Raw genomic sequence first — 25,457 nt, forward strand, 5'->3', positions numbered from 1 at the left:
TGGTGCGAGGGTGTGAAGGCACGAAGGGACGAGGGTGCGGTGGGATGAGGATGCGAAGGGACGGCCCTACTTGACCGCCCCACTGGTCAGGCCCTTGACGATGAACTTCTGCCCGAAGACCACCAGCAGCAGCGTCGGCAGCACGGACAGCGCCACGCCGGCCAGGATCAGCCGGGGGTCTGCGGACTCGGAGTTGTTCAGCTGCGACATCCCGAGTTGCAGCGTCTGCATCTTCGGCTTGTCGGTGACCAGCAGCGGCCAGAAGTACTGGTTCCACGCGGACAGGAACGAGTACACAGCGATCGCCGCGATCGTCGGCCGCGAGACCGGCACCACGATCCGCCACAGGAACCGCAGATGTCCCGATCCGTCGATACGCGCGGCGTCCCGCAGCTCCATCGGGAACTGTAAGAAGGACTGGCGCAGCATGAACGTCCCGAACGCCGAGGCCAGGAACGGCAGCACCAGCGCGAAGTAGGTGTTCGCCAGGTGCGCGTTCGCGATGGTCTTGTAGTTCGGGATGATGATGGCTTCCCACGGAATCATCAGCGTGGCCAGGAACAGCCCGAACACCGCGCCGCGCCACTTCATCGGCAGGAAGACGAACGCATACGCGGCCAGCAGCGAGGTGACCACCTGCGCCACCGTGATGACCCCGGAGACGATCACGCTGTTTAGGTACTGGTGGCCCAGCGGCACGGCGCGGAAGACATCTGCGAAGTTGCCCGGATGCAGGCCGGAAGGCACCAGAGCCGGCGGCGCCTTCGTCAGGTCACGCGTGGGCATGACGCTACCTGCCAGCGCGTAATACACAGGGAACACCACTGCCAGCGCGGCGGCGATCAGCACCAGGTAGACCAGAGCCTTCGCGACCCTGTCCCGGACGGTCGCGCTCATCGGTAGAACACCTTCCGCTCCAGGACCCCGAACTGGATCGCGGTGAGTATCAGCACGATGAACAAGAGCACGATCGCATAAGCGCTTGCCGCGCCCAGATCGCTGTTCCCGTTCTCAAAGCCCTTGTTGTAGATCGCGTAGACCAGCGTCATCGCCTTGCCCCCGGGCCCGCCCTCCGGGGCCAGGACCCGGATGGCGGTGAACGCCTGGAGCGAGTTGATGGTGGAGACCACTGTGAGGAAGAACAGTTGCGGCGACAGCAGCGGCACCATGATCGACCGGTGCAGCCGCCAACCGGTCGCTCCGTCCAACCGCGCGGCCTCTACGATGTCGGCCGGGATCGCGGCCACACCGGCCGACAGCACCAGCACGTTGTAGCCCAGGGTGAGCCAGATCTGTACCGCCGCCACCGACAGCAGCACCCACTTGGGATCCGTCAGCCATCCCACCGGCTGCGCGCCGAAATGGCCCAGCATCCCGTTGGCGATACCGACGACCGGGTTGTAGATCACCGCGAAGATGACCGACGCGCTCGCGGCGGAGAAGGCGAACGGCAGGGCGAACGCGCTGCGGAAGATCCGGATGCCTCGGATGCGCGACTCCATCAGCAGCACCAGCGCCAGCGCTCCCAGTACCCCCGGGATGACAGTGAGCAAGGTGAACAGCGCGGTGGTGCTCAGGATCGTGTAGAAGTCCGGGTCGTCGAACATCTCACTGAAGTGTTTGAACCCTACATAGCGCGACGAGTTCCCGAAAATATCCGACCCGTGCGTGCTGAGCACGAACGATTCGATCAGCGGATACAGGATGAACATCGCGAAGACGACCAGTGACGGCAGCAGGAACAGCCAGGCCAGGCCGTGATCTCGGGATAGCAGTGGCGAGCGCCGCCTCCGCGCTCCCCTTGACGTGGTATCAGCAACAGCGTCGGTACTTTCCAACGCCCCGTCTAGCGCAGCCAATCCCAAACCCCTTAGACACCATGCCCAGATGCGGGAACTGTCGACAGCCCGCAACGCCCCGCGACACCGATCAGCTTGGCGGCGGACCCGAAACGAACGGTAACGCGCGGACGTACCCCAGTCGACAAGTTACGGGGGGCGAGACAGAGTGCGAAGGTTCCTTCGCTACAACCCGGCCGTGTATTCGAAGTCTGAATAGGGCATCCTAAGAAACAGAGACGGTGGGTGCGCGTCAGGCGGCCCGATCACTACGGCGCGGTCGGCTTCCGGCGTCCCGGACTGGCTGCGTGCTTGGCAGAAAGGGCCGTGACATGCGCGGACGGGACTTCGGGCTGGCCTACGGCGCCACCCTGTTGGGTTTAGCGCTCGCTCTGTGGCTCGGCGGCGTGCGCTCGGCGACCGTGGTGGCCATGCTGGCGGTGCTGGAAGTGGCCTTGTCCTTCGACAACGCGGTGGTGAACGCGACCGTGCTGCGGCGCTTCGACGAGCGCTGGCAGCGGTTGTTCCTGACCGTGGGCATCCTGATCGCGGTGTTCGGGATGCGCTTGCTGATCCCGCTCGTGGTCCTGGTCGCCGCCACCAGACAGAATCCGTTCCACGTGGTGAGCTCCTCGATCAACGATCCCAACGGCTACTCCCACGAGATCCTCAACGTGCAGCCGCTGATCGCCGCGTTCGGCGGGGTCTTCCTGCTGATGATCTTCATGGACTTCTTCCTCAGCGACCATGACCAGATCTGGCTGCCGTTCTTCGAACGCCGCCTGGCCGCGCTCGGCGAGCGGTTCAAGCCGCTGGCGCTGGAGGCCTTCCAGGTGGTCGGAGTGATCCTGTTCCTGGTGGTCGCGGCGCTCACGTTCGGGCACGACCACCAGCTCGGCGTCCCGGTCGCCGGCCTGATCGGCCTGATCACCTACTTCACGATCAAGCGGCTGTCGGACAGCGCGGCTGACAAGAGCGAGATGCTCGCCGACGTCGGCAGCGACCAGCCGCCGCAGGGCCGCCAGGCGCTGATGCTGTTCCTGTACCTGGAAGTGCTGGACGCCTCGTTCTCCTTCGACAGCGTCATGGGCGGCTTCTCGGTCACTGTCGACATCGCGCTGTTCACCATCGGCCTGGGCATCGGCGCCGCCTACGTTCGGAGCCTGACGGTGTTCCTGGTCCGCAAGAAGGCGTTGGACAAGTACGTCTACCTTGAGCACGGCGCGTACTACTCCATCGGCATCCTCGCGGTGCTGCTGCTGGTGGAGATCGGCAAGGACGTCCCGGACTGGGTCGCCTCGATCGCCGGCACGTCGATGATCGTGGCGGCTTTCGTCCACTCGGTGGTGAAAGCACGGGGGGAAAGCAGCGCGGGCGCCGATTTCCCGGCCGCACGGACCTGACCGCCCGGACGCGTCGGGCTGACCCGCCGGCCGGACTCCCCGGCCCGGCTCCCCGCCCCGGCCAGGACCTGCGTCCCGGCGCGGCGGATCCGGTCAGCCCGCCGCCTCCGCAGCCCAGTCAGGCGCCGCGGTGCCCGCCCGAACCGTTGGTCGAGTGCACGCCGACGGCAACCCGCCACGTCTGAAGCATGACGAGCTCTGAGATCCGCCAGCCCTTCTCGGTGCGGCGGAAACCGACGAAGTAGTAGCCGCCGCCGGGGTTCCAGATCTCGTTCTTCTGCCCCGGCACGCGCAGCGACATAGGGTTGAAGAAGTGTGCCTCCACGCAGGCGGTGTCCTCGTGGATGTCGAACCGCCGGTTCACGATCAGGTGCGCCCGCACCGGAACCTGGCTCAACGCGCTCTCCAGCCACGCCTGGGCGTCCGCCACTGAACCCCGCGGACCCCCGCTGGATTGGTAGTCGAACACCGCGTCGTCGGTCGACAACCGTGTGAGTTCCGTCACCTGATCGGTGTCGATCGCGACCGCGTAGGCCGTGAGCAGGTCATCTAGTGCGAAGCGGTCGGTTATCGCCTGCTCGCTTCTCAAAGCAGCCTCCAAATGAACGTGCATTCGCAGGAGTGAATCTGCCGTGCAGGGGGCATGACTGCCAAGGCACGGACAGCAGGGCAACTGTACCGACGGCGGGGGAGCCGTTCCGAAACGGGACGTAGCGCGCCACGATCGTGTGAGGTGATGGAAGTGCTCGGGGTCGGGCGGGAGCCGCAGTGCGGTTACCGGATCACCTTCGCGGTGCCCACCAAGTCCGAGGGGGCCTCGGCCGCGCGCCGTGTCGCGCGCGAGATCCTGGTGGACTGGGGGCTGGACCTGGACGAGCCGGTGATCGATTCGGCGATCGTGATCATCAGTGAGCTGGTCACCAACACGGCCAAGCACGCGGCGCTGTTGTGCCGCCAGGCCGAGGTGACGCTGGCGCTGGAGTACGGCTGCCTGTCGGTGGCCGTGCACGACCGGCACCCGCACCGCCCGAAGGCGCTGCTCAGCCCGCATCCCGACGACAGCGGCGGCTGGGGCCTGCAACTGGTCCGGGACCTGACGGCCGAGGTGGGCGGCCGCACAGAAGTGCCGGCCGACGCCGACGGGGGCGGTAAGACAGTGCGGGTGGAGTTGCCGTTGCGGGCCGCCGGGTATTGGGCGGCCTCGGCAGGCGCGGCGTAGGCCGCGACCGTGGCTTCATAGACAGCGGCTTCATCGACAGCGGTGGATCACCAGCTCACGACAGCTCGCATCGCCTACGGCTCACAGGCCGGTGGATCGGATGGAGCGGGACCTACGGGCCCGCATCGCGAAGTGGACTAGAGAACCAAGCGCAATCTCAGCGAAACGCTTAAGGCGGAGCGCATCCCGATCACGGGATGCGCGCCGCCTTAGCGTTCGCCGCCTTAGCGTTCGCCGCCTTAGCGTTCGCCGCCTTAGCGTTCGCCGCCTTAGCGTTCGCCGCCTTAGCGTTCGCCGCCTTAGCGTTCGCCGCCTTAGCGTTCACTGCCTTAGCGTTCACTGCCTATGTGTTTGTTTGCCTGTCTGCCGCCGAGCGCTGGGCTCGGGCTCCCGGGCTCCCGGCCTATTTCCGCTTGGGCTGCCCTACCGGCCGGATCGCCAGCCACGCCCCGGCGATGAACACCACCGTCAGCCCGCTGAGCGCGGCCATGTCGCCGTACCAGGTTGCGGCGTCGTGTGCCTGGGTGGAGTCGCACTTCGCGGTCGGGAACGGCTCCGGCGCGGTGCCGTTGCACCCGCTGCCGGACAACACGTCGTTGTTCGCGGTGGACGCTGTGGCCGAGTAGCCCCACTTTGCCGTCGCCAGATAGGCGGCCTGCGCCAGACCCGGCGTCTTGTTGACCGGGAACGCTGAACCGGTGAACAGGAACTCGGCGAACAGCACCACCGGCAGGATGGTCAGCGCCTTGTCCGCGTTGGAGACGAAGGCCGAGATCAACAGACCGAAGGCCATGGCGGCCAAGCCGGACGACGCCACGCCGATGAAGACCTCGAACTGTCCTGAGGACATCACCGAGCCGTGCTCGGGCCCGCCCTGCCGCACGATGCCGAGGAACACCAGGACTGCGGACTGCGCGACGGTCAGGAGTCCGAGCAGGATCACTTTGGACAGCACATACGCGGATGGCGACAACCCGATCGCCCGTTCCCGCGTCAGGATCGGCCGTTCCTTCACGATCTCCCGGATCGAGTTGGACGCCCCGAGGTAGGTCGCGCCGAGGACCAGCGCCAGCAGCACCGACCCGGCCTTCTTCGACGCCACCGGGTCGCTGGCCGACAGGTCGTTGGAGCCGAGCACCGCCAGCATTAGCAGGCCCAGGATCGGCGCCTGCATGAACAGCATTAAAGTATTGCGCTTGTCGGCCCACACCACCGAGCTGAAGCGCCGGAACAACGTGGACAACTGGTGGCCCCAGTGCGGGTTTGCCGCCGGGGTCGCGGCCTGCTGCGCGGCGGCCGGGCCGCCGCCATTGGCCTTGTTCAGCTGGGCGCCGAGAGGGGCCTGCACATACTGGTGGTCGGCCGGCGAGCCGGCGAACGCCGACTTGGCGTATCCGGGCGTGGCGCGGTCCAGGTCCTGGAACACCTCGGCGTAGGTGCCGCGGCTGAAGAACTGCAGCGTCTCCGGCGGCGGGCCGAAGAACGCGGTCTGCCCACCTGGGGCCAGGAACAGGATGCGGTCGCAGCGGTCCAGGCTCTGGATGCTGTGCGTCACGGTGATGACGGTGCGGCCGCCGTCCGCGAGGCGGCGCAGCAGGTCCATCACCGACTTCTCATAGCCCGGGTCCAGGCCGGAGGTGGGCTCGTCGAGGATCAGGAGCGAGGGGCGGGTCAGCAGCTCGATCGCCACGGAGGTGCGCTTGCGCTGTCCGCCGGACAGCTTCTCCACGGCGAGGTCCGCGCGCTCGCTCAGTCCGAGCTCCGCCATGACCTCCTCGACGCGGTGATCGCGTTCAGCCGCCGCGGTGTCCGGGGGGAATCGCAGCTGGGCGGCGTAGCGCAGAGCATCGCGCACCTTCAGCTGCGGGTGGAGGATGTCGTCCTGTGGGACGTAGCCGACACGGTTACGAAGCTCCGCGTAGTTCGCATAGAGATCGCGACCGTTATAGAGAACAGCGCCGTGGTCTGCAGGGCGGTTGCCAGTAAGAGCCTTCATCAGCGTCGACTTACCGGCGCCGGTCGGCCCGAGCACCGCCAAGAAGTCGCCGCCCTCCAGCGCGAAGCTGACATCGTCCAGCAGCACCTTCGTACCGGCCAGCACTGAGAGGTTGGCCGCGGAGAACGTCACCGAACCGGTGTCGACGAACTCCTCAAGCTGGCCGTTGCGCAGCCGCAGCAGGTGGCGGCCGATCGAGATGACCGCACCTTCCTGCACGCCCGCGCGGCCGACCCGGTTGCCGTTGACGAAAGTGCCGTTGTGGCTGCGCAGGTCGACGATCTCGAAACCGCTGCCGTTGGGCTGAAGGCGCAGCTCGGCGTGGAAGCGCGACACCTGGAGGTCGTGCAGCACGATGTCGTTGCCGGCGTCGCGGCCTATTCGCAGCTTGGTCGAGGTGTGGGCGGCGGTCTGGTAGACGCCGGTGTACTCACCCAGGCGAGGCTGTTGCGGCTGCTGGGCCGGCAGGTGCTGCGGGACGTAAGGGTTCTGCTGCGGGATGGCGCCCGGCTGCTGGGCCCAGGAGTGCGCACCGGGCGGCTGCTGCGGGTAGCCGGGCTGGCCGGGCTGACCCGGCTGACCCGCCTGCCCGGGCTGCGCCACCGGGCGCGGCGGCGGGATCTGCTGGAACCCGGGCGGCGGCTGCTGCGGCCCGGCCTGCGGCGGTGCCGTGGGAGCCTGCGCGACGTGCTGCTGCTGGGGCGCCGCCGGCCCGGCCGGCCCGGCCGACCCGGCCTGGCCATGCTGCGCGCCCTGGTTGGCCTGGCCGGCTTGGCCTGCCTGCCCGACATGGCCCGGGTGTCCCGGCTGCCCCGGCGGCGGCAGGTTCGGCCGCCGCGCGCCCGGCACCAACCGCACCTCCTGCCCGTCCACCGGGTGTCCGAGCCGGACCACCACCGGTCCGGGCAGCGTCATCGGCTGGGTCAGTCGGGTGTTCTGCACGAACGTGCCCTGACTGCTGCTGTCCTCCAGGACCCACGCCCCGCCGCTCACGTAGAGCGTGGCGTGCACACGCGACGCCCTCGGCTCGGAGACGATGACGTCGACTTGATTGGAGTCGCGGCCAATGACGACCCGGCGCGATCCGTCGAAGACCCGTTCGCTTCCGTCGGGCAGGATCTGCAGTGTCAGAGGTGCGGTCTGTTCCGGTTGCTGGGACACGCGCCCATCCTTACGGCTGGGACCTGCGCTGGGCAACGCGGTTCACGATGTTGGGACCCTGCATACCGCCCGGACTAGGGTTTCTACCGCTTTCGACCCACGCCGCCGTACAGCCAGTACTGCGACAGGTCTTCCGGCGGTGCCTCGTCCGGGCGCCACAACGGTATCCGCACCAGTCCGGGCTCGACGAGGTCGAAACCCTCGAAGAAGGCGGACACCTCGGCGTGGTCGCGCACGGCGCCGGTGGAGGACGTCTGATAGATCGGCCGCAGCCGGGCCTCGTCCACCGGCAGCAGATCCGAGCCGGCGTGCGAGATCACCAGGTGGCTGCCCGGGGCCAGGCGTTTGGTGAACGCCGCCAGGATCCCGGCCGGGTCGGCGTCGTCGGCGACGAAGTGCAGCACCGCCGCCAGCAGCAGCCCGACCGGCCGCTCGAAGTCGATAAGGCCGGTGACGTGCGGATGGCCGAGCACTGACTCCGGGTCGCGCAGATCGGCCTCGAAGACCCGGGTGCGGGCCTCGTCCGCGAGCAGCGCGCGGCCGTGCACCGTGACCAGCGGATCGTTGTCGACATAGACCACGGCGGCGTCGGGATGCACCGACTGCGCGATCTCGTGGGTGTTCCCGGTGGCCGGGAGCCCCGCGCCGAGGTCCAGGAACTGGGTGACGCCCTGCCCGGCCACGTATCGGACCGCCCGCCCCAGGAACGCGCGGTTGGCGCGGGCCAGCAGCGGAACCCCCGGCATGGCCTCGGCCATGCGGTCGGCGACATCGCGGTCGGCGGCGAAGTTCTGCTTCCCGCCGATCCAGTAGTCGTAGACACGCGCCGGATGCGCCGTGGAAGTGTCCAGCCGGTAGGCCGCGTCCGCAGCGTCCGCCGAACGGTCGCCGGCGACGGGATCCGACCAGGGGGTCTTCGCGCTTCCCGGTTCTTCGGCGTCAGCGGTCATGGCGCCGGATCATACCCCGGACGGTCGAACCCTGATACTCCGATCGAGCTACCCTCTGCTCCCGGCAACGCCGCTGCTCCGGCGAGGCCGGGCCCAGGTCAACCGCTGATCGCGTCGATCGCCCGGTAGATCCGCTTCGCCGACACCGTCTCCGGCGTCCCCAGCTGCTGCGCGAACAGGCTGACCCGCAGCTCCTCCAGCATCCACCGGATCCGCCGCACGTCGGCGTCGCCCCGACGGCCCGGCGGCAGCCGGTCCAGCAGCAGCTGATACTCGTCCTGCACGTCGTGGACCTGGTACATCAGCAGCTGGTCCTGGTTCGGGTTGTCCGGCAGCTTGTCCAGCCGCCGCTCGACCGCGCGCAAATAGCGCACCAGCTGCGGCAGCTGATCGAAGCCGGTCGCCGAGACGAAGCCCTTGTGGACCAGCCCGGTCAGCTGGGCCCGGACGTCGGCCAGCGCGGCCAGCAGCGACCGGCTGGTCGTGGCCTTCATCCGGCGCTCCACCTCCTGCCAGACCGCCAGGATCCGCTCCACCTGCTGCACCACCTGCATCGAGGTGTCGGCCAGGTCCGCGCGCACCGCGTCGAACAGCTTCTGGTACGACGCCTCGTCCCAGGCCGGACCGCCGTTCTTCGCGATCAGGTGGTCCGCGGCGCAGGCCACGCAATCCTGCAACAGCGCCAGCGCGTTGCCGTAGGGATTGTGGCTCAGCGCCAGCTTCGCCGGATTGCTCAGCCGGCCGTTGATGTACTTGATCGGCGAGTTCACGTTCAGCAGCAGCATCCGCCGCGTGCCGGCGGCCATGGCGCGGCGCTGGTCCTCGGCGGTGTCGTAGAGCCGTACCGCGACGCTGTCGCCGGCGTCGGCGAGCGCCGGATAGGCCTTCATAGTCAGGCCGCTCCGCTTCTGCTCGAAGGTCTTCGCCAACGTGCCGACGGTCCAGGTCTTCAGCCCTTCCTGGGCCAGGCCGTCGGCGGCGTTGTTGATCACGTCGCGAGTCTTGACCTTGAGCTTGGTCTTCAGCGCCTCCAGGTCCTTGCCCTCGGCGAGCCGGTGACCCTTGTCGTCGATGATCCGGAACGTCATCTTCAGATGCTCCGGCACCCGCTCCAGGTCGAAGTCCGTCGGCTCCACCCGGTGCCCGGACACCGCGCGCAGCTCGCGCGCCATCGCCTCCAGCAGCGGACCGTCGTTCGGAACCAGGCTCCGGCGCAGCGCCTTGGCGAAGTTCGGCGCCGGGACGAAGTTGACCCGCAGCGTCTTGGGCATCGCCTTGATGAGCGCGGTCAGCAGGTCCTCGCGCAGGCCCGGGATCAGCCAGTCGAAGCCGTCGCCGGTGACCTGGTTCAGCACCGTCAGCGGGATGTGGACGGTGACGCCGTCGGCGTCCGCGCCCGGCTCGAACTGATAGGTCAGCTTGAACTTCATACGGCCCTGGCGCCAGGAGTCCGGATAGTCCTGCTCCACCACGGCGCCCGCGCCGTCGTTGATGAGCATCGACTTCTCGAAGCTCAGGAGATCCGGCTGATCCCGCTGGGTCTTCTTCCACCAGGAGTCGAAGTGGCGCGCGGAGACCACATCGGCAGGTACGCGGTCGTCGTAGAAGTCGAACAGCGTCTCGTCGTCGACAAGGATGTCGCGACGGCGCGCGCGGTTCTCCAACTCCTCTACTTCGGCGAGCAGCTTGCGGTTCTCCGAGAAGAACTTGTGGTGCGTCTGCCAGTCGCCTTCGACCAGAGCGTGCCGGATGAACAGCTCGCGGGACACCTCGGCGTCGATGCTGCCGTAGTTCACCTTGCGGGAGGCGACCAGAGGGATCCCGTAGAGAGTCACCTTCTCGAACGCCATAACGGCGCCCGCGGACTTCTCCCAGTGCGGTTCGCTATACGTTCGCTTCACTAGGTGCTGCGCGAGCGGCTCGGCCCACTCCGGCTTGATGATGGCTACGACGCGGCCCCAAAGGCGGGACGTCTCCACCAACTCGGCGGCCATCACCCACTGCGGCGACTTCTTAAAGAGAACCGAGCCGGGGGAGATGGCGAACTTCGCATTACGCGCGCCGATGTACTCGAAGGACTCTGTGTCCTTCAAACCGATATGCGACAGCAGCCCGCTCAGGAGGCTGATGTGAATCTGGTCGGGGCTCGCCTCGACGGTGTTCGGCGTCAGCTCCAGCTGCTTGGCGATCTGCTTGAGCTGGCTGTGCACGTCCTGCCACTCGCGGATACGGAGGTAGTGCAGGAACTCGGCTTTGCAGAGCTTGCGGAACTGGTTCGAGGAGAGCTCTTTCTGTTTCTCCTTGATGTAGTCCCACAGCTTCAACCACGCCAGGAAGTCCGAGCCCTGCTCCTTGAAGCGGGCATGCTTCTCCGCGGCGGCCTGCTGCTTGTCGGCGGGGCGCTCGCGCGGGTCCTGGATGGACAGCGCGGCGGCGATGATCATGATTTCCTTCAGCGCCCCGTTGCGGTCCGCCTCCAGCACCATGCGGCCGAGCTTCGGGTCCACGGGCAGCTGCGCGAGCTTGCGGCCGACCGGGGTCAGGCGCTTGCGGAGGTCCTGTTCCTCGGGGTCCAGCGCGCCGAGCTCATGGAGCAGGTTCACGCCGTCGCGGATGTTGCGCGCGTCCGGCGGGTCCAGGAACGGGAAGGCGGCGACGTCGCCCAGGCCCAGCGCGCTCATCTGGAGGATGACGGAGGCCAGGGAGGTGCGCAGGATCTCCGGCTCGGTGAACTCCGGACGGGAGAGGAAGTCGTCCTCGGAGTACAGGCGGATGCAGATGCCGTCGGACAGACGGCCGCAGCGGCCCTTGCGCTGGTTCGCCGAGGCCTGGGAGACCGGCTCGATCGGCAGGCGCTGCACCTTGGTGCGGTTGCTGTAGCGGGAGATGCGCGCCGAGCCGGGGTCGATGACGTAGCGGATGCCCGGGACGGTGAGGCTGGTCTCGGCGACGTTGGTGGCCAGCACGATGCGGCGGCCGGTGTGCGGCTCGAAGACCTTGTGCTGCTCGGCGGAGCTCAGGCGGGCGAACAGCGGGACGATCTCGGTGTGGCGGAGGTTGCGCTTCTTGAGCGCGTCCGCGGTGTCGCGGATCTCGCGCTCGCCGGAGAGGAAGACGAGTATGTCGCCCTGGCCCTCGCGGCCGAGCTCGTCCACGGCGTCGCTGATCGCCTGGACCTGGTCGCGGTCGGCGGCGTCGCCGTCGAGCTCCGGGTCGTCGAGCAGCAGCGGCCGGTACCGGACCTCCACCGGGTAGGTGCGGCCGGAGACCTCCACGATCGGGGCCGGCTCGCCGTCCCGGTCCGCGAAGTGCCGTGCGAACCGCTCCGGGTCGATCGTCGCCGAGGTGATGATCAGCTTCAGGTCCGGGCGGCGCGGCAGCAGGCTCTTGAGGTAGCCGAGCAGGAAGTCGATGTTCAGCGACCGCTCGTGCGCCTCGTCGATGATGATCGTGTCGTAGCGGCGCAGCATCCGGTCCTGCTGGATCTCGGCCAGCAGGATGCCGTCGGTCATCAGCTTCACGAGCGTGTCGTCGCTGGAGTGGTCGGTGAACCGGACCTTGTAGCCGACGGTCTCGCCCAGCGGCTGGCCCAGCTCCTCGGCGATCCGCTCGGCGACGGTGCGCGCCGCCAGCCGCCGCGGCTGGGTGTGGCCGATCAGCCCGGCGACGCCGCGCCCCAGCTCCAGGCAGATCTTCGGGATCTGCGTGGTCTTGCCGGAGCCGGTCTCACCGGCGATCACCACCACCTGGTGGTCCCGGATCGCCGCCGCGATGTCGTCCCGCCGCGCGCTGACCGGAAGGTTGTCCGGATAGGTGATCTTCGGGACGCTCGCCCGCCGCGCCGCCGCCCGCCCGGCCGCGACCAGGATCTCGGCCTCGATCTCAGCGGTCACCGCCTGGAGCGCCTGCGGATTGCGGATGCGTCGAGCGCCGTCGATGCGACGGGAGAGGCGATGCCGGTCATGCGGCGTCAGCTCCGCGAGGCGAGCGGTGAGCTCGGCGAGCGAAGCCGTCTTGAGCTGAGATTCCATGGCACGTCAAGGATAGGCTGACCCCGGGGATTCCTTCTTCTGGTTAATCGCACAGGAGGCAAACGGTGGGGCACAAGCAGACCAGGGACTCACTCCACGCGATTGCGGAACTGCTGCTCGCAGGCCCGCAGTACCGCCGCGACCGGACCATCCGCCTCACTGTCATCCCTGGAGCGATCAGCACCGTCACCACCCCGGAACTGCGCGCGGATCACCTGAACGTGTGGGCCGACGGCACTCCGGTCGCGATCGAGGGCGCCACCTACGCCGAACTCGCTGCGCGCCTGGGCGTGACCGCGGGCGCCCCCGAGGGTCTCTACCACGATGGCTCCGGCGCCCAGCCCGCGGACCGCCCGGAGCTGGACCCTGCCGCCGCGCAGGAGCTGCTGGCCGCGCTGTACAGGGGCGACCAGGCGCTGAGGATTTTCGCCCCGGACGCCACGCCGGTGCTGTGGCCCGAGCACTTCGACATCGGCGTGACGGCCGACGAGGTCAACTACGGCGTGTCGCTCGGTGACAGCTACCTCGACGAGCCGTACATGTACGTCGGACCGCACAAGCCGCGCGAGGGGGAGTTCTGGAACGCGCCGTTCGGCGCGGCGCTGCCGTTGGCGGCGACGGCGGAGGAGGTCGCGGAGTTTTTTGTGGAGGGGCGGCGGTTGGCGGCTGAGGGCTGAGGGCTGAGGGTGCCTTTCCGAGCTTAGAGCTCGCTGACCTTCCCGCCGTCCACCACCAACCGCCGCGTGGTCTGCACCGCCTCGAGCATCCGTCGGTCGTGCGTGACCAGCAGCAGGGTGCCCGGGTAGTTCGCCAGCGCCGACTCCAACTGCTCGATCGCGGCCAGGTCCAGGTGGTTGGTCGGCTCGTCCAGCACCAGCAGGTTCACCCCGCGCGCCTGGAGCAGGGCCAGCGCGGCGCGCGTGCGCTCGCCCGGGGACAACGTCACGGCCGAGCGCAGTACGTGCTCGGCCTTCAGGCCGAACTTGGCCAGCAGCGTGCGGACCTCCGCCGGCTCCATGTCCGGCACCTGCTCCTCGAACGCCCGCAGCAGGGGCTGCTCGCCCAGGAACAGCCCGCGTGCCTGATCGACCTCGCCGACCACCACACCGGAGCCCACCGAGCCCGAGCCCTCGTCGAGGGGGATGCGGCCCAGAAGCGCGGCCAGCAGGGTCGTCTTGCCCGAGCCGTTGGCGCCGGTGATGGCGACCTTCTCGGCCCAGTCGATCTGCAACGTGACCGGACCCAGCGTGAAGTCGCCCCGGCGGACCACCGCCTCGCGCAGCGTCGTCACCACCGAGCCGGAGCGCGGCGCGGCGGCGATCGTCATCCGCAGCTCCCACTCCTTGCGCGGCTCCTCCACGACCTCCAGCCGCTCGATCCGGCGCTCGGTCTGCCGCGCCTTCGCAGCCTGCTTCTCCGTGGACTCCGCCCGAGCCTTCGCCAGCGTCTTGTCGTTGTCCGGACGCTTCTTCAGCGCGTTCTTGACGCCCTTCTCCAGCCAGTTGCGCTGCATGTGGGCCCGCGCCTCCAAGCCGGCCTTGGTGTCGGCGTAGGCCTCGTACTCCTCGCGGGCGTGCTGCCGCTCGACCTCCCGCTCCCGCAGGTAGTCGTCGTAGCCGCCGCCGACCTGCCGGATCAGCTGCTGCACCAGGTCCAGCTCGACCACCCGGTTCACACTGCGGGCCAGGAACTCCCGGTCGTGACTGATCAGCACCACCGGCGCGCGCAGCTCGGTGACGAAGCGCTCCAGACGCTCCAGGCCGTCCAGATCCAAGTCGTTCGTCGGCTCGTCCAGAAGGAAGACGTCGTAGCGGCTCAGCAGCAGCGCGGCCAGGCCGGCGCGGGCGGCCTGGCCGCCGGACAGCGCCGTCATCTCCAGGTCCAGGTCGACCGCCAGGCCCAGGTCCGCGGCGACCGCGTCGGCGCGCTCCTCCAGGTCCGCGCCGCCGAGGCCGAGCCAGCGCTCCAGGCTTTCGGAGTAGGCGTCGTCCGCGCCCGGCGCGCCCTCCACCAAGCCCTCGGTGGCGGCGTCCAGTGCCTCCTGTGCCGCGGCCACGCCGGTGCGGCGGGCCAGGAACTGCCGCACGGTCTCGCCGGCCCGGCGTTCGGGCTCCTGGGGCAGATGGCCGACGGTGGCGCTCGGGGGACTGAGCTGCACGCTGCCGTGCTCCGGCGTCTCCAGGCCGGCCAGCAGGCGCAGCAGCGTGGACTTCCCGGCGCCGTTGACACCGACCAGACCGACCACGTCGCCGGGGGAGACCACGAGATCCAGGTCGGAGAACAGGACACGATCGCCGTGCCCGGCGGTGAGTTCCTTGGCGACGACCGTGGCGCTCATGGCGGCGTGACTCCTGTGCTGCTCGTGAAGTTGTTGTGGACGTGCGGCAAGACCCTAGCGCTCCGACCTCGACTCCCGCTTAGTATTGAACGTATGTTCGACAATGCCTGGTTCCAAGGATCCCTGCTCGACGCCGACACGCCCGAGGCGGTCGGCGCCCTCGGCGACGCCGTGGAGCGGGTCGCGCTGAGCCACGGCGCCTGGGTCGACCTCCGCCGCGGCTGGATCTCCGGCGCCGACGAACTGTTCGCCCGTCTGATGGAATCCGTTCCCTGGCGCGCCGAACGTCGCATGATGTACGAACGCGTGGTCGACGTCCCCCGCCTGCTGTGCTTCTACGGCGACGACGCAGCCCTGCCCGACCCGCTGCTGACCGAGGCTCGCACCGCGCTCGACCGCCACTACGGCCCCGAACTCGGCGAGCCCTTCACGACCGCCGGCCTGTGCCTTTACCGCGACGGCCGCGACAGCGTCGCCTGGCACGGCGACACCACCGGCCGTGGCTCCACCGACGACACGATGGTCGCGATCATCTCTTTGGGCACGCCCCGCGCCCTGACCCTGCGACCTCGCGACGGCGGCGGCTGCACCCTCCGCTACGAGGTCGGCCACGGCGACCTGCTGGTGATGGGCGGCAGCTGCCAGCGCACCTGGGAACATGCGATCCCGAAATCGGCACGGCCACTGGGGCCGCGGATCAGCGTCCAGTTCCGGCCACGGGGAGTGCGGTGAGCGTTGGGCCTGCTGCCCGGCGAGTTGGCGCATAAAGGCCGACAACGACAACAGCCGCATGTCTGAGGACATGCGGCTGTCTTGCGGTGTGGGCGATACTGGGATCGAACCAGTGACCCCTGCCGTGTGAAGGCAGTGCTCTCCCGCTGAGCTAATCGCCCTTGCTGTGTGTCTCCCCAGCCCCCTGGGCCGTTCCGACGTCCGTAACCTTACCGCATCCGGACGGTGCCGCGCGCACCCCTTTCCCGGTGGGGTGCGCCGCCGGTCGTCACTCGGCGTAAGGGGCGGCGACCCGCCGGGGACCCCGCAATTCGTCACCCTGTGTCACCGGTGCTATACGGTGGGTTCTGTCCCGATTCGGGGGATTGCGTCGCGCATGCGTCCGCCGTCCGCCCCGCACGTCAAGGTCTTGTCCTCGACCTGATGGCCTACGCACAACGCCGTATACCGGGCACACGGGTTTACCGACCACCGGACCGTGGCATTCCTCCTTCGCGCCCCTCGACGCGAACCACTAGGAACGCGGGGGTGTGAACCGCTGAGTTCGGGACCGCCCGCCTCGGCGCACTCCTAGCGAAAGGCCGACCGCCATGAGCTCATCGGTCACCTGTGAGCTGCAGCTGCGTCTCGTCATCTCCGGCGACTCCTCGCTGCCGGTCCCCGCGGGCCTGCGCTACGACACCGCCGACCCTTACGCCGTCCACGCCACCTTCCACACCGGCGGCCAGGACACCGTGGACTGGGTCTTCGCCCGCGAGCTGCTCGCCGAGGGGCTGCGTCGCCCCACCGGCACCGGCGACGTGCGGGTGTGGCCCTCGCGCAGCCGCGGCCAGGCGATCGTGTGTCTGGCGCTGAGCTCGCCCGAGGGCGAGGCACTCCTGGAGGCCCCGGCGCGTGCGCTGGAGTCCTTCCTCAAGCGCACCAACGCCGCCGTCCCGCCGGGTCTGGAGCATCGCTTCTACGATCTCGACGCCGAACTCATGCACCTGTTCGCCGACAACTGACCCCGATCCCGACCGGACTCAGGGGCGGCCCCGAACCAGCGAACCCCCGCCGATGCGATCACCATCGGCGGGGGCGCTGCTTTTCCGGTCACGGTGGGTGACGGAGCCGCCGTCGGTTACAGCGGGTCGTGCTCCTGCGCGGAGCGCTCGGCGAACACGGCCATGACGTCCTTGGTGACCGGGCCCGGCGCGGCCAGCTCGCGGTCGTCGGTCCGGCGGACGCCCTGGACGTCGCGCAGCGTCGAGGTCAGGAAGATCTCGTCGGAGTCCTGCAACGCGGAGAGCGGCAGATCGGTCTCCTCCGCCTCCGGCACCCAGGCCAGGACCAGGGCACGGGTCACGCCGGCCAGGCAGCCGGTGTCCAGGGTCGGGGTCAGGACGCGGCCGTCCCGGACCACGAAGATGTTGCTGCCGGTGCCTTCGCACAGCCGACCGGTGGTGTCGGCGAAGATCGCCTCGGTGGCGCCCACCCGCTGGGCCCGCGCCAACGCCTTGGCGTTCTCGGCGTAGGAGGTCGACTTGATGCCGGCCAGGGCGCCCCGCTCGTTCCGGGGCCACGGCACGGTCGCGATCGCGGTGGCGTCGGCGTGCGGCTTGGTCGGGCCCACCGCCACCACGAGCGTCGGGCCGTGGTCGCCCCGCTCGGACCCGAGCGGCGCCACGCCGGCGGTGTAGGTGACGCGGATGCGGGCCAGCGGCGGGACGTCGTTGGCGAGCAGCGTCTCGGTCACGGCGTGCCGCACCGCCTCGACGTCCACCACGGGCAGTCCCAGCCCGGCCGCCGAGCGGGCCAGCCGCTGCAAGTGCCGCGTCAGCGCGAACGGCCTCCCGCCGACTGCCTTCACCGCCTCGAACACGCCGTCGCCGACAGTGAAACCGTGGTCGAAGACCGAGATGTGCGGGTCCTCGGCATCGACCAAACCGGATCCGACCCAGACCTTGTCAGTGCTCATGGCACCCAGTCTCCTTCACTCGACGGACGACGACGGACCCGACGCGACAGCGAGTAGCCGCGCCGCCTTCAGCTCGGTCTCGGCCCACTCCCCGCGCGGATCCGATCCCCAGGTGATACCCGCGCCGGCCCCGAAGCACAGGTGCCCGGCGCGCCACCAGAACGTGCGAATACCCACCGCGAGCTCGCCGACGCCCCGGTCGGCGTCCACCCAGCCGATGGCCCCGCAGTAGGGCCCCCGCGGCACGGTCTCCAACTCGTCGATGATCCGCAACGCGCTGCTCTTGGGCGCCCCGGTGATGGACCCGGCCGGAAACGTCGCCGCGATCAACTCCGCCCACCCGGCCCCCGGCACCATCTCCGCGGTCACGGTCGACACCAGGTGCACCAACCCCGGATACGGCTCCACGCGCAACAACGAAGGAACTTCCACACTCCCCACCACCGCCACCCGCGCCAGATCGTTCCGCACCAGGTCGACGATCATGACGTTCTCCGCGGTGTCCTTCGGCAGGAACTCCTCAGCAGTGCGCGCGGTGCCCTTGATCGGCTCCGAGATGGCCGTCCGCCCGACCCGCCGCAGATACAGCTCGGGCGAGGCGGTCACGACCCGGGCCCCGGGCACGTCCACCACCCCGGCATAGATCCCCGGATTGCCCTCGGCCAGGCACGCGGCGAGGGCGAGCGGATCCGCCTCCGCCGCGATCGGCGCGGACAGCACCCGGCACAGGTTCACCTGGTAGACCTCGCCATGCGCGATCTCATCCCGGATCTTCTTGACCGCACCCTCGTACTCGGCCTGGTCCAGCGACGAGACCCACGCCGCCCGCTCCGGCCCCCGCCACGGAGCCGAGGCCACGGGCAACGGAGCCTCCCGCACCTCATCGAAGCGCGCCAGCGTCCACTCGCCCTCGTAGGTGCCGACAACGGCCCAGTACCCCGACGAGTCGAGCGCGCTCAGGTCCGAGGTGACATCCCGCAGCCCGGTCGCCAGCCGCCCGGCGAAGTAGGCCAGAGGCTCGGAGCCGGGTCCGGCTTCGCGGGATATGGCGCCGACGCGGCGGGCGGGGAAGGGCACAGCTCATTGTCTCGCGCTTTGTTACGGCTCTCGCTTCGGCCCCTGGGGGCGCACGCGGGAGACGCTGTCCGAAGGATGCTGCCCCGGGGCGCATCGCCCAGGGCCAGGAGCCCATCGCCCCGGCACGTGTAGCCCCGGCGTCAGCAGGTCCTCGACGCGCAGCGGAAGCGCTCCATCACCCCGGCGACGGAGCCTCGGCTGTCACGGCCCGAAGGCCACCTCGCCGCCCGCCATCGCGACGAAGTCGTGGATCTCCGGTGCCGACAGCCGGGTGAAGACACCTGGTGTGCCCGGGACGGCGCAGCCGTTGCCCCAGCTGGTGATCCCGACCAGTTCCCAATCGCCGGAGGTCAGCGGGGTCAGCAGCGGGCCGCCGCTGTCGCCGGTGCAGGCGTCGTGCCGGCCGTCGCCACCGGCGCAGAGCATCACCTTCGGGTAGAGCGTGGGGTTGTGGACCCCGTCGAACACGCTCTGGCACGGGCCATCGTCGACCAGCGGCAGGCTGACCTGCCGCAGATCGTTCGGATAGACACCGCCCCCGACGTCGGTGGGCCCCTGCGGCTGGACGCTGCCCCAGCCGACGGTGAGTGCCGCCACGCCGGGCTGCTCGTAGCCGCGATTGCCGGCCGCGGGCAGCGTGGGCATGGGAACCCCGCCGATGGGAGCGTCGAGTTGCAGCACGGCGGCGTCGTCCACCTCGGTGGAGGAGTCCCAGGTCGGGTCGACCCGGATCGCCGCCGGCAGCCGCACCGCACCATCGTTCGACGACAGGTCGGTCCGCCCCACGACGACGCGCTCCTTGGGCTGCCCGCCGGCCGCCTCCTGCCCGACCGCCCACTGCTCGACGCAGTGCGCGGCGGTGAGCACCTCATCCGGCGCGATCAGCGTGCCGCCGCAGATGGTCAGATAGCCGCTGCCCTCCCACTGCTGCAACGCGGCCATGAACGGGAACGCCCCGGCCGGCGCCGCCGCACCACCGACGATGCGCGGGATCGGCCGCAGCGCCTTGGGCGCTGAGGGCGCCCCCATCGCGGTGGCCGCCGCCACCCCGGCGACCGTCAGCAGACCGGCCACACTCCAAGCCGCCATCCGAGCGACCCGCCGTCTCATCCGAGCCATCGCAGGGCCCCTTCCCGTCCACGCCCGCCGCCGGATCCGCCGCCGGACCCGGACCATCGTGGCCGCGCCCGACCGCACACCGGACCGCCGCCACCGCCGAACCACTCGAATGAATGGCGTCCCACGGTGACCACCCGGCAGCCGAGCGCAATCATGACCACCGTTCTGCCCCCATTCAACCCGTTTTCAACCCCACCCTGTGACCCCTGAGGGCAATGGTTTTTGGATCCCCGCCCGGATCCGCTACAGTTCATGGTGTCGCCAGGGGGCGCCGCAAGAAGCCCCGGAAGCACACGCGGATGTGGCTCAGTTGGTAGAGCATCACCTTGCCAAGGTGAGGGTCGCGAGTTCGAGTCTCGTCATCCGCTCGGACGGTAGGGCTGGTCGGGTAAGTTGCACGGCGCCTGATCGGGCTCCCACGGTGGTGTGGCCGAGAGGCGAGGCAACGGCCTGCAAAGCCGTCTACACGGGTTCAAATCCCGTCACCACCTCGCAGGACAGCTAGGCAGCAGGACAACGTAATAAAGGCACGGGCGATTAGCTCAGCGGGAGAGCGCTTCCCTGACACGGAAGAGGTCACTGGTTCAATCCCAGTATCGCCCACATAACGGAAGGGCCCGGACCGGGTATGGTTCGGGTCCTTTTTGCTGGTCGAAGCTTTGCGGCGGGAAGCCGGGGCGCAATCTGTGCAAGCAACTTTCCTGACTTTTCCGGCCTTGGACTGAGCGGCTTCTTGCGGCGACACGCGGAGAAAATCAAGGGGCGGGGCTGTCTTCCTCAAGCGCGAGCCCGCGGCTGTCAACTGCCCAGTTAGAACATATGTAGCGTCGATCAAGATCGCGCTGTTGCGCCGCCGCGCTGCTGCCTCCGCGTCACGCGTCTCAGCCAGCGCCAAACCCTAATGACAACGAGCGGGTGCCTGTTCAAGGCCGACAGCTTCTGATTGGGGTGCCATGGGCGGTGCCCTACATTGGGGCACTCGATCCGCCCTGAGCCTCCTGGCCTCGGCGGAGGCGAGGTCGATGCCGCGATGTTCTGGCCGCTGGCGGCGCATGCCAGGGGCGGGAGGCTATCGGCTGTGGGCTTCGTCAGAGGTCTGTGTCATGCTGCCTACACGGCGACTGCGCGCGATCACTCGGCGACTCAGAGTCTGGGGCGGATCGCAGGGAGAGGATCCTCTCCCGTCGGCGGAGAGGCGACGCCGGTTCGGCGTCGGCTCCCTTGCGGGTGCTTTACCGAACCGGCGCGAGGTTCCGGCGTCCCGCGGCAACGGGGCGATCGGGTTGTGGTGCTCTCCTAGACCAAGAGGCAAGCTCCGCAACGGACGAGCGCGACTGGGCGCGATATCCACGGATGAAGTTACCCGGTGGTCCGTACCGGCAAACCACCGGGTGCCGGATCGTTGAGATCGCATCTGCACGTGCATTGGGCGCGTTCCGCACAAAAGTGGGACAGGTTTTATTCGCGAATCAGTACGCGTTCACAGCATGTTGCCTCATCATGACTCTATGCGGGGGTGGCTGGACACTCTGGGCGGCAACTCGGAGATGTTTCACGCCACTTCACCCGTTAGGTGCGGCTCTAGACCACCGCGCCGACCGCAAGGGATGAGTAACCGGCCGGGAGGGCGAACCTGCCCTCCCTGCCCAGACCGAAGGAAGAACACAGCGATGTTCCCCATCAGCTCCGGCCAACAGGCCGGACCCCAGGCAGCGGCAGGGCCTGAGCCCGCCGACTCCCCGTCGGCCACGGTACGGATACCCGGTACGGCCGTGGCGCTCACCGGCGTCGTACTGACCGGTGTGGTCACCATGACCGTGGCCGGTGTCCCGACCGCGGGCGTCACCGCCGCGGCCGCCGTCACCGTCGAGGCCGTGCGTCGGCTGTACAAGGCGGTGAAGGCGTGACCGACAAGCTGGCATACCGACGTTCCACCGGCCGCGGCGAAGCGCTGCGCCAGGCGCTGCACGCTCCGGCCTCCGGCCGCATCTACGACTGCCAGGCGATCCCCGGCAGCGGCCCGGCCCGGTTCACCGCGGACCAGCCCGGTCCCAAGGTCGGCTGGGCTCGGGCCCAGTTCCCACCGTGCCCGCTGCTCGCCCGCAGCGTCCCAGAGCTTGTCGAGGCCATGTGGGCGCTGCGGAAGTGGGCCAGCAACCCCAGCTACCGCATGCTGGAGCGCCGCGCCGAGCACCTGGAACGCAAAGCCGGCACCGTCCGGGCCCTGCCCCACGCCACACTGCACCGGGTGATGACCCGCACCCGCATGCCCCGTTTGGAGCTGCTGGAGCTGTTCGTCAAGGCATGCGGCGCCGAGGCCCACTGGGACGAGTGGCACCGCGCCTGGTTCGCCATCAACGCTGACCTGCACCGCGCCTCCATGCTGCGCCGCGGACGCCGCAACCTGGCAGGAGGCTAGGAATCCACGTGCCGTTCCTCAGGGCTGTGCCGAGCCTGGGGAACGGCACCGTCGAGGAAGTCACGGCACCAGTTCAGGGCCGGTATCCGATTCATCGGGTACCGGCTTCGGCATTGTCGCGTGCTGCCGTGAGCCGGGTGACGCTGCCCGTGCTGTCGTTCTTCTTACTTGCTCCCTTCTCGTCGGCCTGGTGCCTTTCGCAGGTGGCGCGGGTGCTGTTCCGCTCAGCGGAACGTGGCGCGACATTCGGACCGTGGTCCCGCCAAGCTGAGCGTCGTCCGAGTAAGACTTTCGACGCCTTCAGTGCGATAAGGGTGAAATTATGAAGATTCGTAGCAGGTTCGCTGCTTTCGCTGCCGCGATTGCGGCTGTGGTGCCGGCGGCCGTGGTGACCGGTGCGCCGGCACAGGCCAGTACCGGCTTCGTGAAGATCGGTATCCATGGTTCGGGTCACTGCCTGGACAACGCGACCGAGAACAACTTCGTGCTCCAGATGTGGACGTGCGGAGGCGGGAGCGAGCAGCGGTGGCTTGAGGGGTTCAACAGCCAGACCGGTACCTACACCTTCACCGACCAGAACACCGGATGGTGCATCACCGAGCAGAGTGCGACGCTGACCCGGGTCGAGATGGAGCCCTGTCAGGCGCCGACGCCGCTCGCGCAACAGTGGCGCGTGTTCTGGTCGACGACCGACACGGACGGTCCCTACAAGATCTGGCAGAACGCCGCCAGCAACGAGTGCCTGAACACGTCCAGCGTGGGCAACGGCACTCTGCTGCGGGTCTTTCCCTGCGACCTGAACGACCACTACCAGAAGTGGGACGAGCGTTCCTGAGTCTCGCGGTGAAGCAGGACTCTGGTCCCCGATCCTGCGGGGACCGGAGTCCCGTTCGTGCGTGGTGGACGGGATTGGGTGTGGGCCGGTCACCTGGGGTAGCGGCCTGTGGGCTGAAAAGGTGGTGCGCTTGTCAGAGGTGATAGGTAATCTCTCACTCGGCGCTACGGTAGTTACCGCACGCCTTCGGCGACTGACGCGGCGGGCCGCGGACTGGGGTGGGAGTTGCGGGCGAGTGTGCTTCGCGTGCTGGACGTCGGCGGTTTGCCGCGCGTCTTCTGGTGGGTGTGGGTAAGCACCCTTGTAGTGCGGACAGGGGCCTTCGTCGCGCCGTTCCTGTCGTATTACCTGACTCGTTCATTAGGTTATTCGGCGGCTTTCGCCGGTTTCGTCGCCGCACTGAATGCGGTGGGGGCTGCCGTCTCGGCGGTGATCGGTGGTGTCCTGGCCGACCGGGTGGGCCGCCGGCCCACGTTGCTGGGCGCGTTGGTGGCCTCGGCCGCCACGCTGGTGGCGCTGGGAGTCGTCCACTCGGTGCCCCTGATCGCCATCCTGGCCTTCCTGGCCGGGCTGGCGAACAATGCGACCCGCCCGGCGACCGGCGCGATGATCGCCGACGTCGTCCCGGCCCACGACCGAGGGCGGGCCTACTCCCTCAACTACTGGGCCATCAACCTCGGATTCGCCATCGCCATGGTCGCGGCGGGCGCCGTCGCCGCGCACAGCTACACCTTGCTGTTCTTCGGCGACGCGGCGGCGAACCTGGCCTGTGTGGTCGTGGTCTATTTCAAGCTGCCCGAGACCCGCCCGGAGCCGGCCCCGGGCGGCGCCACCGCCGATCAAGCACCGGCGGCCGGCAGCCTGACCGACGTCCTGCACGATCGTGTCTTCCTCGGCTTCCTGGGCGCCGTGCTGGTCGGCGCGGTCATCTACTCCCAGTCGGCGACCGTCCAGCCCATCATGATGGGCGACGACGGGCTGAGCCCCGGTGCCTACGGCCTCGTGGCGGCGCTCAACGGCATCCTGATCGGCGTCCTCCAACTCCCGTTCACCACCTGGATGCGCCGCTTCTCCGACGGCTCGGTACTGGCGACTTCCTCCTTCCTCATGGGCATCGGCTTCGCGGTGCCGCTCCTGGTGTCCGTGATCGGCCACCCGATGGGTGTCTATGCCGCCTCCGTGGTGGTCTGGACGATGGCCGAGATCGGTACGACGCCTCCGCAGATGGCGCTGGGTGCCAACCTCGCACCGACCCACCTCCGCGGCCGATACCAGGGCATGAACACCCTGGTATGGAGCATCGCCGGCGTCGTCGGGCCGCTCGTCGGCGGCTGGGCCCTCAGCGATGTCGGCAACGCCGCCGTGCCGTGGGCCAGCTTGGTGCTCGGCATCGCGGGTGTCCCCGCCTGGTGGCTGATCGGCAAGCGGGCCGTGCCCCGGATCGCCGTCCTGCGCGCCGAGGAAACACGGCTGCTGGCGCTGACGACCGACCTGAGTGCGATCGAGAAGGTCGCCGCGGTCGTGTCGCCGAGTTCGGACGCGCCGGCGGTGACAGCCAGTGGTGGTCCGGTGGTGGGGTCGGTGGAAGTCCTGGCGGAGCAGCCCTGCTGATACCGGCGGAATGGAGTACCGAGGGCTGCCGGATCGGGCACCGAGGGCCGGCGTGCCGAGAGCGGGAGAACCGCTCCGGCCGTGGTGCGGGCTGCGTTAGGCTCGCCGACGCGGTCTGCGGCCTTCGGGTGCCGCGGCGGGGACCTGGGGGCGATGGTGGACGAAGCTGCATTCGATGATCCGCAGGACGCGGTGATGGAGCTTGTTCTGTCCAGTGACGACGAGTACGCCGATGTGCATCCCCGGGACGGGGAGGAACTGCGCGAAGAACGGCGGGTGCGGCGGCGGGAACTGGCGACACGGTTCCTGCCGGGGGTGGATGCCGGCGCCCTGTTCGCTCTGGTGGGGTCGGTGGTCAGTCTGACCAGTGCCAGCGTGATGGAGATCCTGGCTCAGAACCGCGAGGTCACGGACACTTTCTCGCAGCGGAGCGGGAACCTGGGGCGGAACGATCCGTTCGCCGTGTTCCGCGCCATGAATCATGAGCGGTTTCTGGGGCAAGGTGTATTCGCGGCGGCGGCGGTGCTGATCGGTTTTGTGACACTCGCCGGCTGGCGCTCGGATCGGCACGCACGGTGGTCCCGTCCAGTGGCGCAAGTCGGGCTGCTGGTGGGGCTGGTCGGCGTGGTGATCGCGGTGCTGGGCTATTTCGACGTCATCGGCGGGCTGCCGACTCCGAGTGAGCTTTCGCCCGTCGAAGATTTTCAGGGGTGAGACGAGTTCTTGATAGGTGATACCGACCGTCCCGCAGGGGCTGTGGAAGCAAATGAC

The 25,457-nt window shown here is 68.8% G+C and carries 21 protein-coding genes and 4 tRNA genes; 13 read left to right on the plus strand and 12 right to left on the minus strand.

Annotation, left to right across the window (positions count from 1 at the left end; translation table 11 throughout):
* Nucleotides 1–66: 66 nt before the first annotated feature.
* Together ABD481_RS12525 and ABD481_RS12530 are read right to left on the minus strand one after the other, a co-directional pair.
* Complete coding sequence (locus tag ABD481_RS12525) at nucleotides 67–897, minus strand: carbohydrate ABC transporter permease (protein ID WP_344665778.1); 831 nt, start codon at nucleotides 895–897, stop codon at nucleotides 67–69.
* Nucleotides 894–1,607 (minus strand): carbohydrate ABC transporter permease, encoded by a 714-nt coding sequence (locus ABD481_RS12530; protein ID WP_344665779.1) that lies wholly within the window; start codon nucleotides 1,605–1,607, stop codon nucleotides 894–896. Before ABD481_RS12530 ends, ABD481_RS12525 begins: the two co-directional genes overlap by 4 nt.
* Before the next feature lie 563 nt (nucleotides 1,608–2,170).
* On the opposite strand from ABD481_RS12530, the gene ABD481_RS12535 reads away from it, so the two are divergent.
* Nucleotides 2,171–3,241, plus strand: a complete 1,071-nt coding sequence (locus ABD481_RS12535) for a DUF475 domain-containing protein (RefSeq protein WP_344665780.1) — start codon at nucleotides 2,171–2,173, stop codon at nucleotides 3,239–3,241.
* A gap of 118 nt (nucleotides 3,242–3,359) precedes the next feature.
* Here the strand turns inward: ABD481_RS12535 and ABD481_RS12540 are convergent, their stop codons facing one another.
* Nucleotides 3,360–3,854 carry a nuclear transport factor 2 family protein gene (locus tag ABD481_RS12540; protein ID WP_344665781.1) on the minus strand — a complete coding sequence of 165 codons (495 nt, stop codon included), beginning with the start codon at nucleotides 3,852–3,854 and terminating at the stop codon, nucleotides 3,360–3,362.
* A 123-nt stretch (nucleotides 3,855–3,977) separates the two neighbouring features.
* Between ABD481_RS12540 and ABD481_RS12545 the strand changes: the two genes are divergently transcribed.
* Nucleotides 3,978–4,460 (plus strand): ATP-binding protein, encoded by a 483-nt coding sequence (locus tag ABD481_RS12545; protein ID WP_344665782.1) that lies wholly within the window; start codon nucleotides 3,978–3,980, stop codon nucleotides 4,458–4,460.
* Between the two features lie 190 nt (nucleotides 4,461–4,650).
* On the opposite strand, the gene ABD481_RS12550 is transcribed toward ABD481_RS12545, so the two are convergent.
* From ABD481_RS12550 to hrpA, 4 genes are all read right to left on the minus strand, one after another.
* Complete coding sequence (locus tag ABD481_RS12550; RefSeq protein WP_344665783.1) at nucleotides 4,651–4,785, minus strand: hypothetical protein; 135 nt, start codon at nucleotides 4,783–4,785, stop codon at nucleotides 4,651–4,653.
* 78 nt (nucleotides 4,786–4,863) lie between these two features.
* Nucleotides 4,864–7,617 carry an ATP-binding cassette domain-containing protein gene (locus ABD481_RS12555; protein WP_344665784.1) on the minus strand — a complete coding sequence of 918 codons (2,754 nt, stop codon included), beginning with the start codon at nucleotides 7,615–7,617 and terminating at the stop codon, nucleotides 4,864–4,866.
* Nucleotides 7,618–7,700: 83 nt separating this feature from the next.
* Nucleotides 7,701–8,567, minus strand: a complete 867-nt coding sequence (locus ABD481_RS12560) for an SAM-dependent methyltransferase (RefSeq protein WP_344665785.1) — start codon at nucleotides 8,565–8,567, stop codon at nucleotides 7,701–7,703.
* Nucleotides 8,568–8,665: 98 nt separating this feature from the next.
* Nucleotides 8,666–12,598: an ATP-dependent RNA helicase HrpA gene (gene hrpA / locus ABD481_RS12565; RefSeq protein ID WP_344665786.1), complete on the minus strand. Its 3,933-nt coding sequence runs from the start codon at nucleotides 12,596–12,598 to the stop codon at nucleotides 8,666–8,668.
* A gap of 65 nt (nucleotides 12,599–12,663) precedes the next feature.
* On the opposite strand from hrpA, the gene ABD481_RS12570 reads away from it, so the two are divergent.
* Nucleotides 12,664–13,275, plus strand: a complete 612-nt coding sequence (locus tag ABD481_RS12570) for a hypothetical protein (RefSeq protein ID WP_344665787.1) — start codon at nucleotides 12,664–12,666, stop codon at nucleotides 13,273–13,275.
* Nucleotides 13,276–13,298: 23 nt separating this feature from the next.
* On the opposite strand, the gene ABD481_RS12575 is transcribed toward ABD481_RS12570, so the two are convergent.
* Entirely contained in the window at nucleotides 13,299–14,936 is a 1,638-nt protein-coding gene (locus tag ABD481_RS12575; protein ID WP_344665788.1) for an ABC-F family ATP-binding cassette domain-containing protein, read from the minus strand.
* Between the two features lie 93 nt (nucleotides 14,937–15,029).
* Between ABD481_RS12575 and ABD481_RS12580 the strand changes: the two genes are divergently transcribed.
* Nucleotides 15,030–15,668, plus strand: coding sequence for an alpha-ketoglutarate-dependent dioxygenase AlkB (locus ABD481_RS12580; protein WP_344665789.1), 639 nt, complete (start codon nucleotides 15,030–15,032; stop codon nucleotides 15,666–15,668).
* An 89-nt stretch (nucleotides 15,669–15,757) separates the two neighbouring features.
* Here the strand turns inward: ABD481_RS12580 and ABD481_RS12585 are convergent.
* A tRNA-Val gene (locus ABD481_RS12585) sits at nucleotides 15,758–15,829 on the minus strand.
* A gap of 429 nt (nucleotides 15,830–16,258) precedes the next feature.
* Here ABD481_RS12585 and ABD481_RS12590 point away from each other — a divergent pair.
* The gene (locus ABD481_RS12590) at nucleotides 16,259–16,672 is read left to right on the plus strand and encodes an SsgA family sporulation/cell division regulator (protein WP_344665790.1); all 414 of its coding nucleotides are present in this window, start codon (nucleotides 16,259–16,261) and stop codon (nucleotides 16,670–16,672) included.
* 116 nt (nucleotides 16,673–16,788) lie between these two features.
* Here ABD481_RS12590 and ABD481_RS12595 read toward each other — a convergent pair whose 3' ends face one another.
* The 3 genes from ABD481_RS12595 to ABD481_RS12605 all read right to left on the minus strand — a co-directional run bounded on the left by ABD481_RS12595 (nucleotide 16,789) and on the right by ABD481_RS12605 (nucleotide 19,791).
* On the minus strand, nucleotides 16,789–17,625 hold the full coding sequence (locus ABD481_RS12595; RefSeq protein WP_344665791.1) for an aminotransferase class IV: 837 nt from the start codon (nucleotides 17,623–17,625) through the stop codon (nucleotides 16,789–16,791).
* Between the two features lie 15 nt (nucleotides 17,626–17,640).
* Entirely contained in the window at nucleotides 17,641–18,702 is a 1,062-nt protein-coding gene (locus ABD481_RS12600) for a chorismate-binding protein (RefSeq protein ID WP_425559151.1), read from the minus strand.
* A gap of 201 nt (nucleotides 18,703–18,903) precedes the next feature.
* Nucleotides 18,904–19,791 carry a S1 family peptidase gene (locus ABD481_RS12605; protein WP_344665792.1) on the minus strand — a complete coding sequence of 296 codons (888 nt, stop codon included), beginning with the start codon at nucleotides 19,789–19,791 and terminating at the stop codon, nucleotides 18,904–18,906.
* 325 nt (nucleotides 19,792–20,116) lie between these two features.
* Between ABD481_RS12605 and ABD481_RS12610 the strand changes: the two genes are divergently transcribed.
* From ABD481_RS12610 to ABD481_RS12645, 8 genes are all read left to right on the plus strand, one after another.
* Nucleotides 20,117–20,189, plus strand: a tRNA-Gly gene (locus ABD481_RS12610).
* 52 nt (nucleotides 20,190–20,241) lie between these two features.
* Nucleotides 20,242–20,312, plus strand: a tRNA-Cys gene (locus ABD481_RS12615).
* A 40-nt stretch (nucleotides 20,313–20,352) separates the two neighbouring features.
* Nucleotides 20,353–20,424, plus strand: a tRNA-Val gene (locus ABD481_RS12620).
* A gap of 1,067 nt (nucleotides 20,425–21,491) precedes the next feature.
* Nucleotides 21,492–21,728: a hypothetical protein gene (locus ABD481_RS12625; protein ID WP_344665793.1), complete on the plus strand. Its 237-nt coding sequence runs from the start codon at nucleotides 21,492–21,494 to the stop codon at nucleotides 21,726–21,728.
* Nucleotides 21,725–22,240, plus strand: coding sequence for a hypothetical protein (locus ABD481_RS12630; protein ID WP_344665794.1), 516 nt, complete (start codon nucleotides 21,725–21,727; stop codon nucleotides 22,238–22,240). The genes ABD481_RS12625 and ABD481_RS12630 overlap by 4 nt, the downstream gene beginning before the upstream one ends.
* A 322-nt stretch (nucleotides 22,241–22,562) precedes the next feature.
* Nucleotides 22,563–23,075, plus strand: a complete 513-nt coding sequence (locus ABD481_RS12635; protein ID WP_344665795.1) for an RICIN domain-containing protein — start codon at nucleotides 22,563–22,565, stop codon at nucleotides 23,073–23,075.
* Nucleotides 23,076–23,321: 246 nt separating this feature from the next.
* A complete protein-coding gene (locus ABD481_RS12640; protein ID WP_344665796.1) occupies nucleotides 23,322–24,686 on the plus strand; it encodes an MDR family MFS transporter in 1,365 nt (454 codons plus the stop codon).
* 153 nt (nucleotides 24,687–24,839) lie between these two features.
* Entirely contained in the window at nucleotides 24,840–25,400 is a 561-nt protein-coding gene (locus ABD481_RS12645; protein WP_344665797.1) for a hypothetical protein, read from the plus strand.
* Nucleotides 25,401–25,457 lie beyond the last annotated feature (57 nt).

The organism is Catenulispora yoronensis (assembly GCF_039531695.1).
GTDB lineage: Bacteria > Actinomycetota > Actinomycetes > Streptomycetales > Catenulisporaceae > Catenulispora > Catenulispora yoronensis.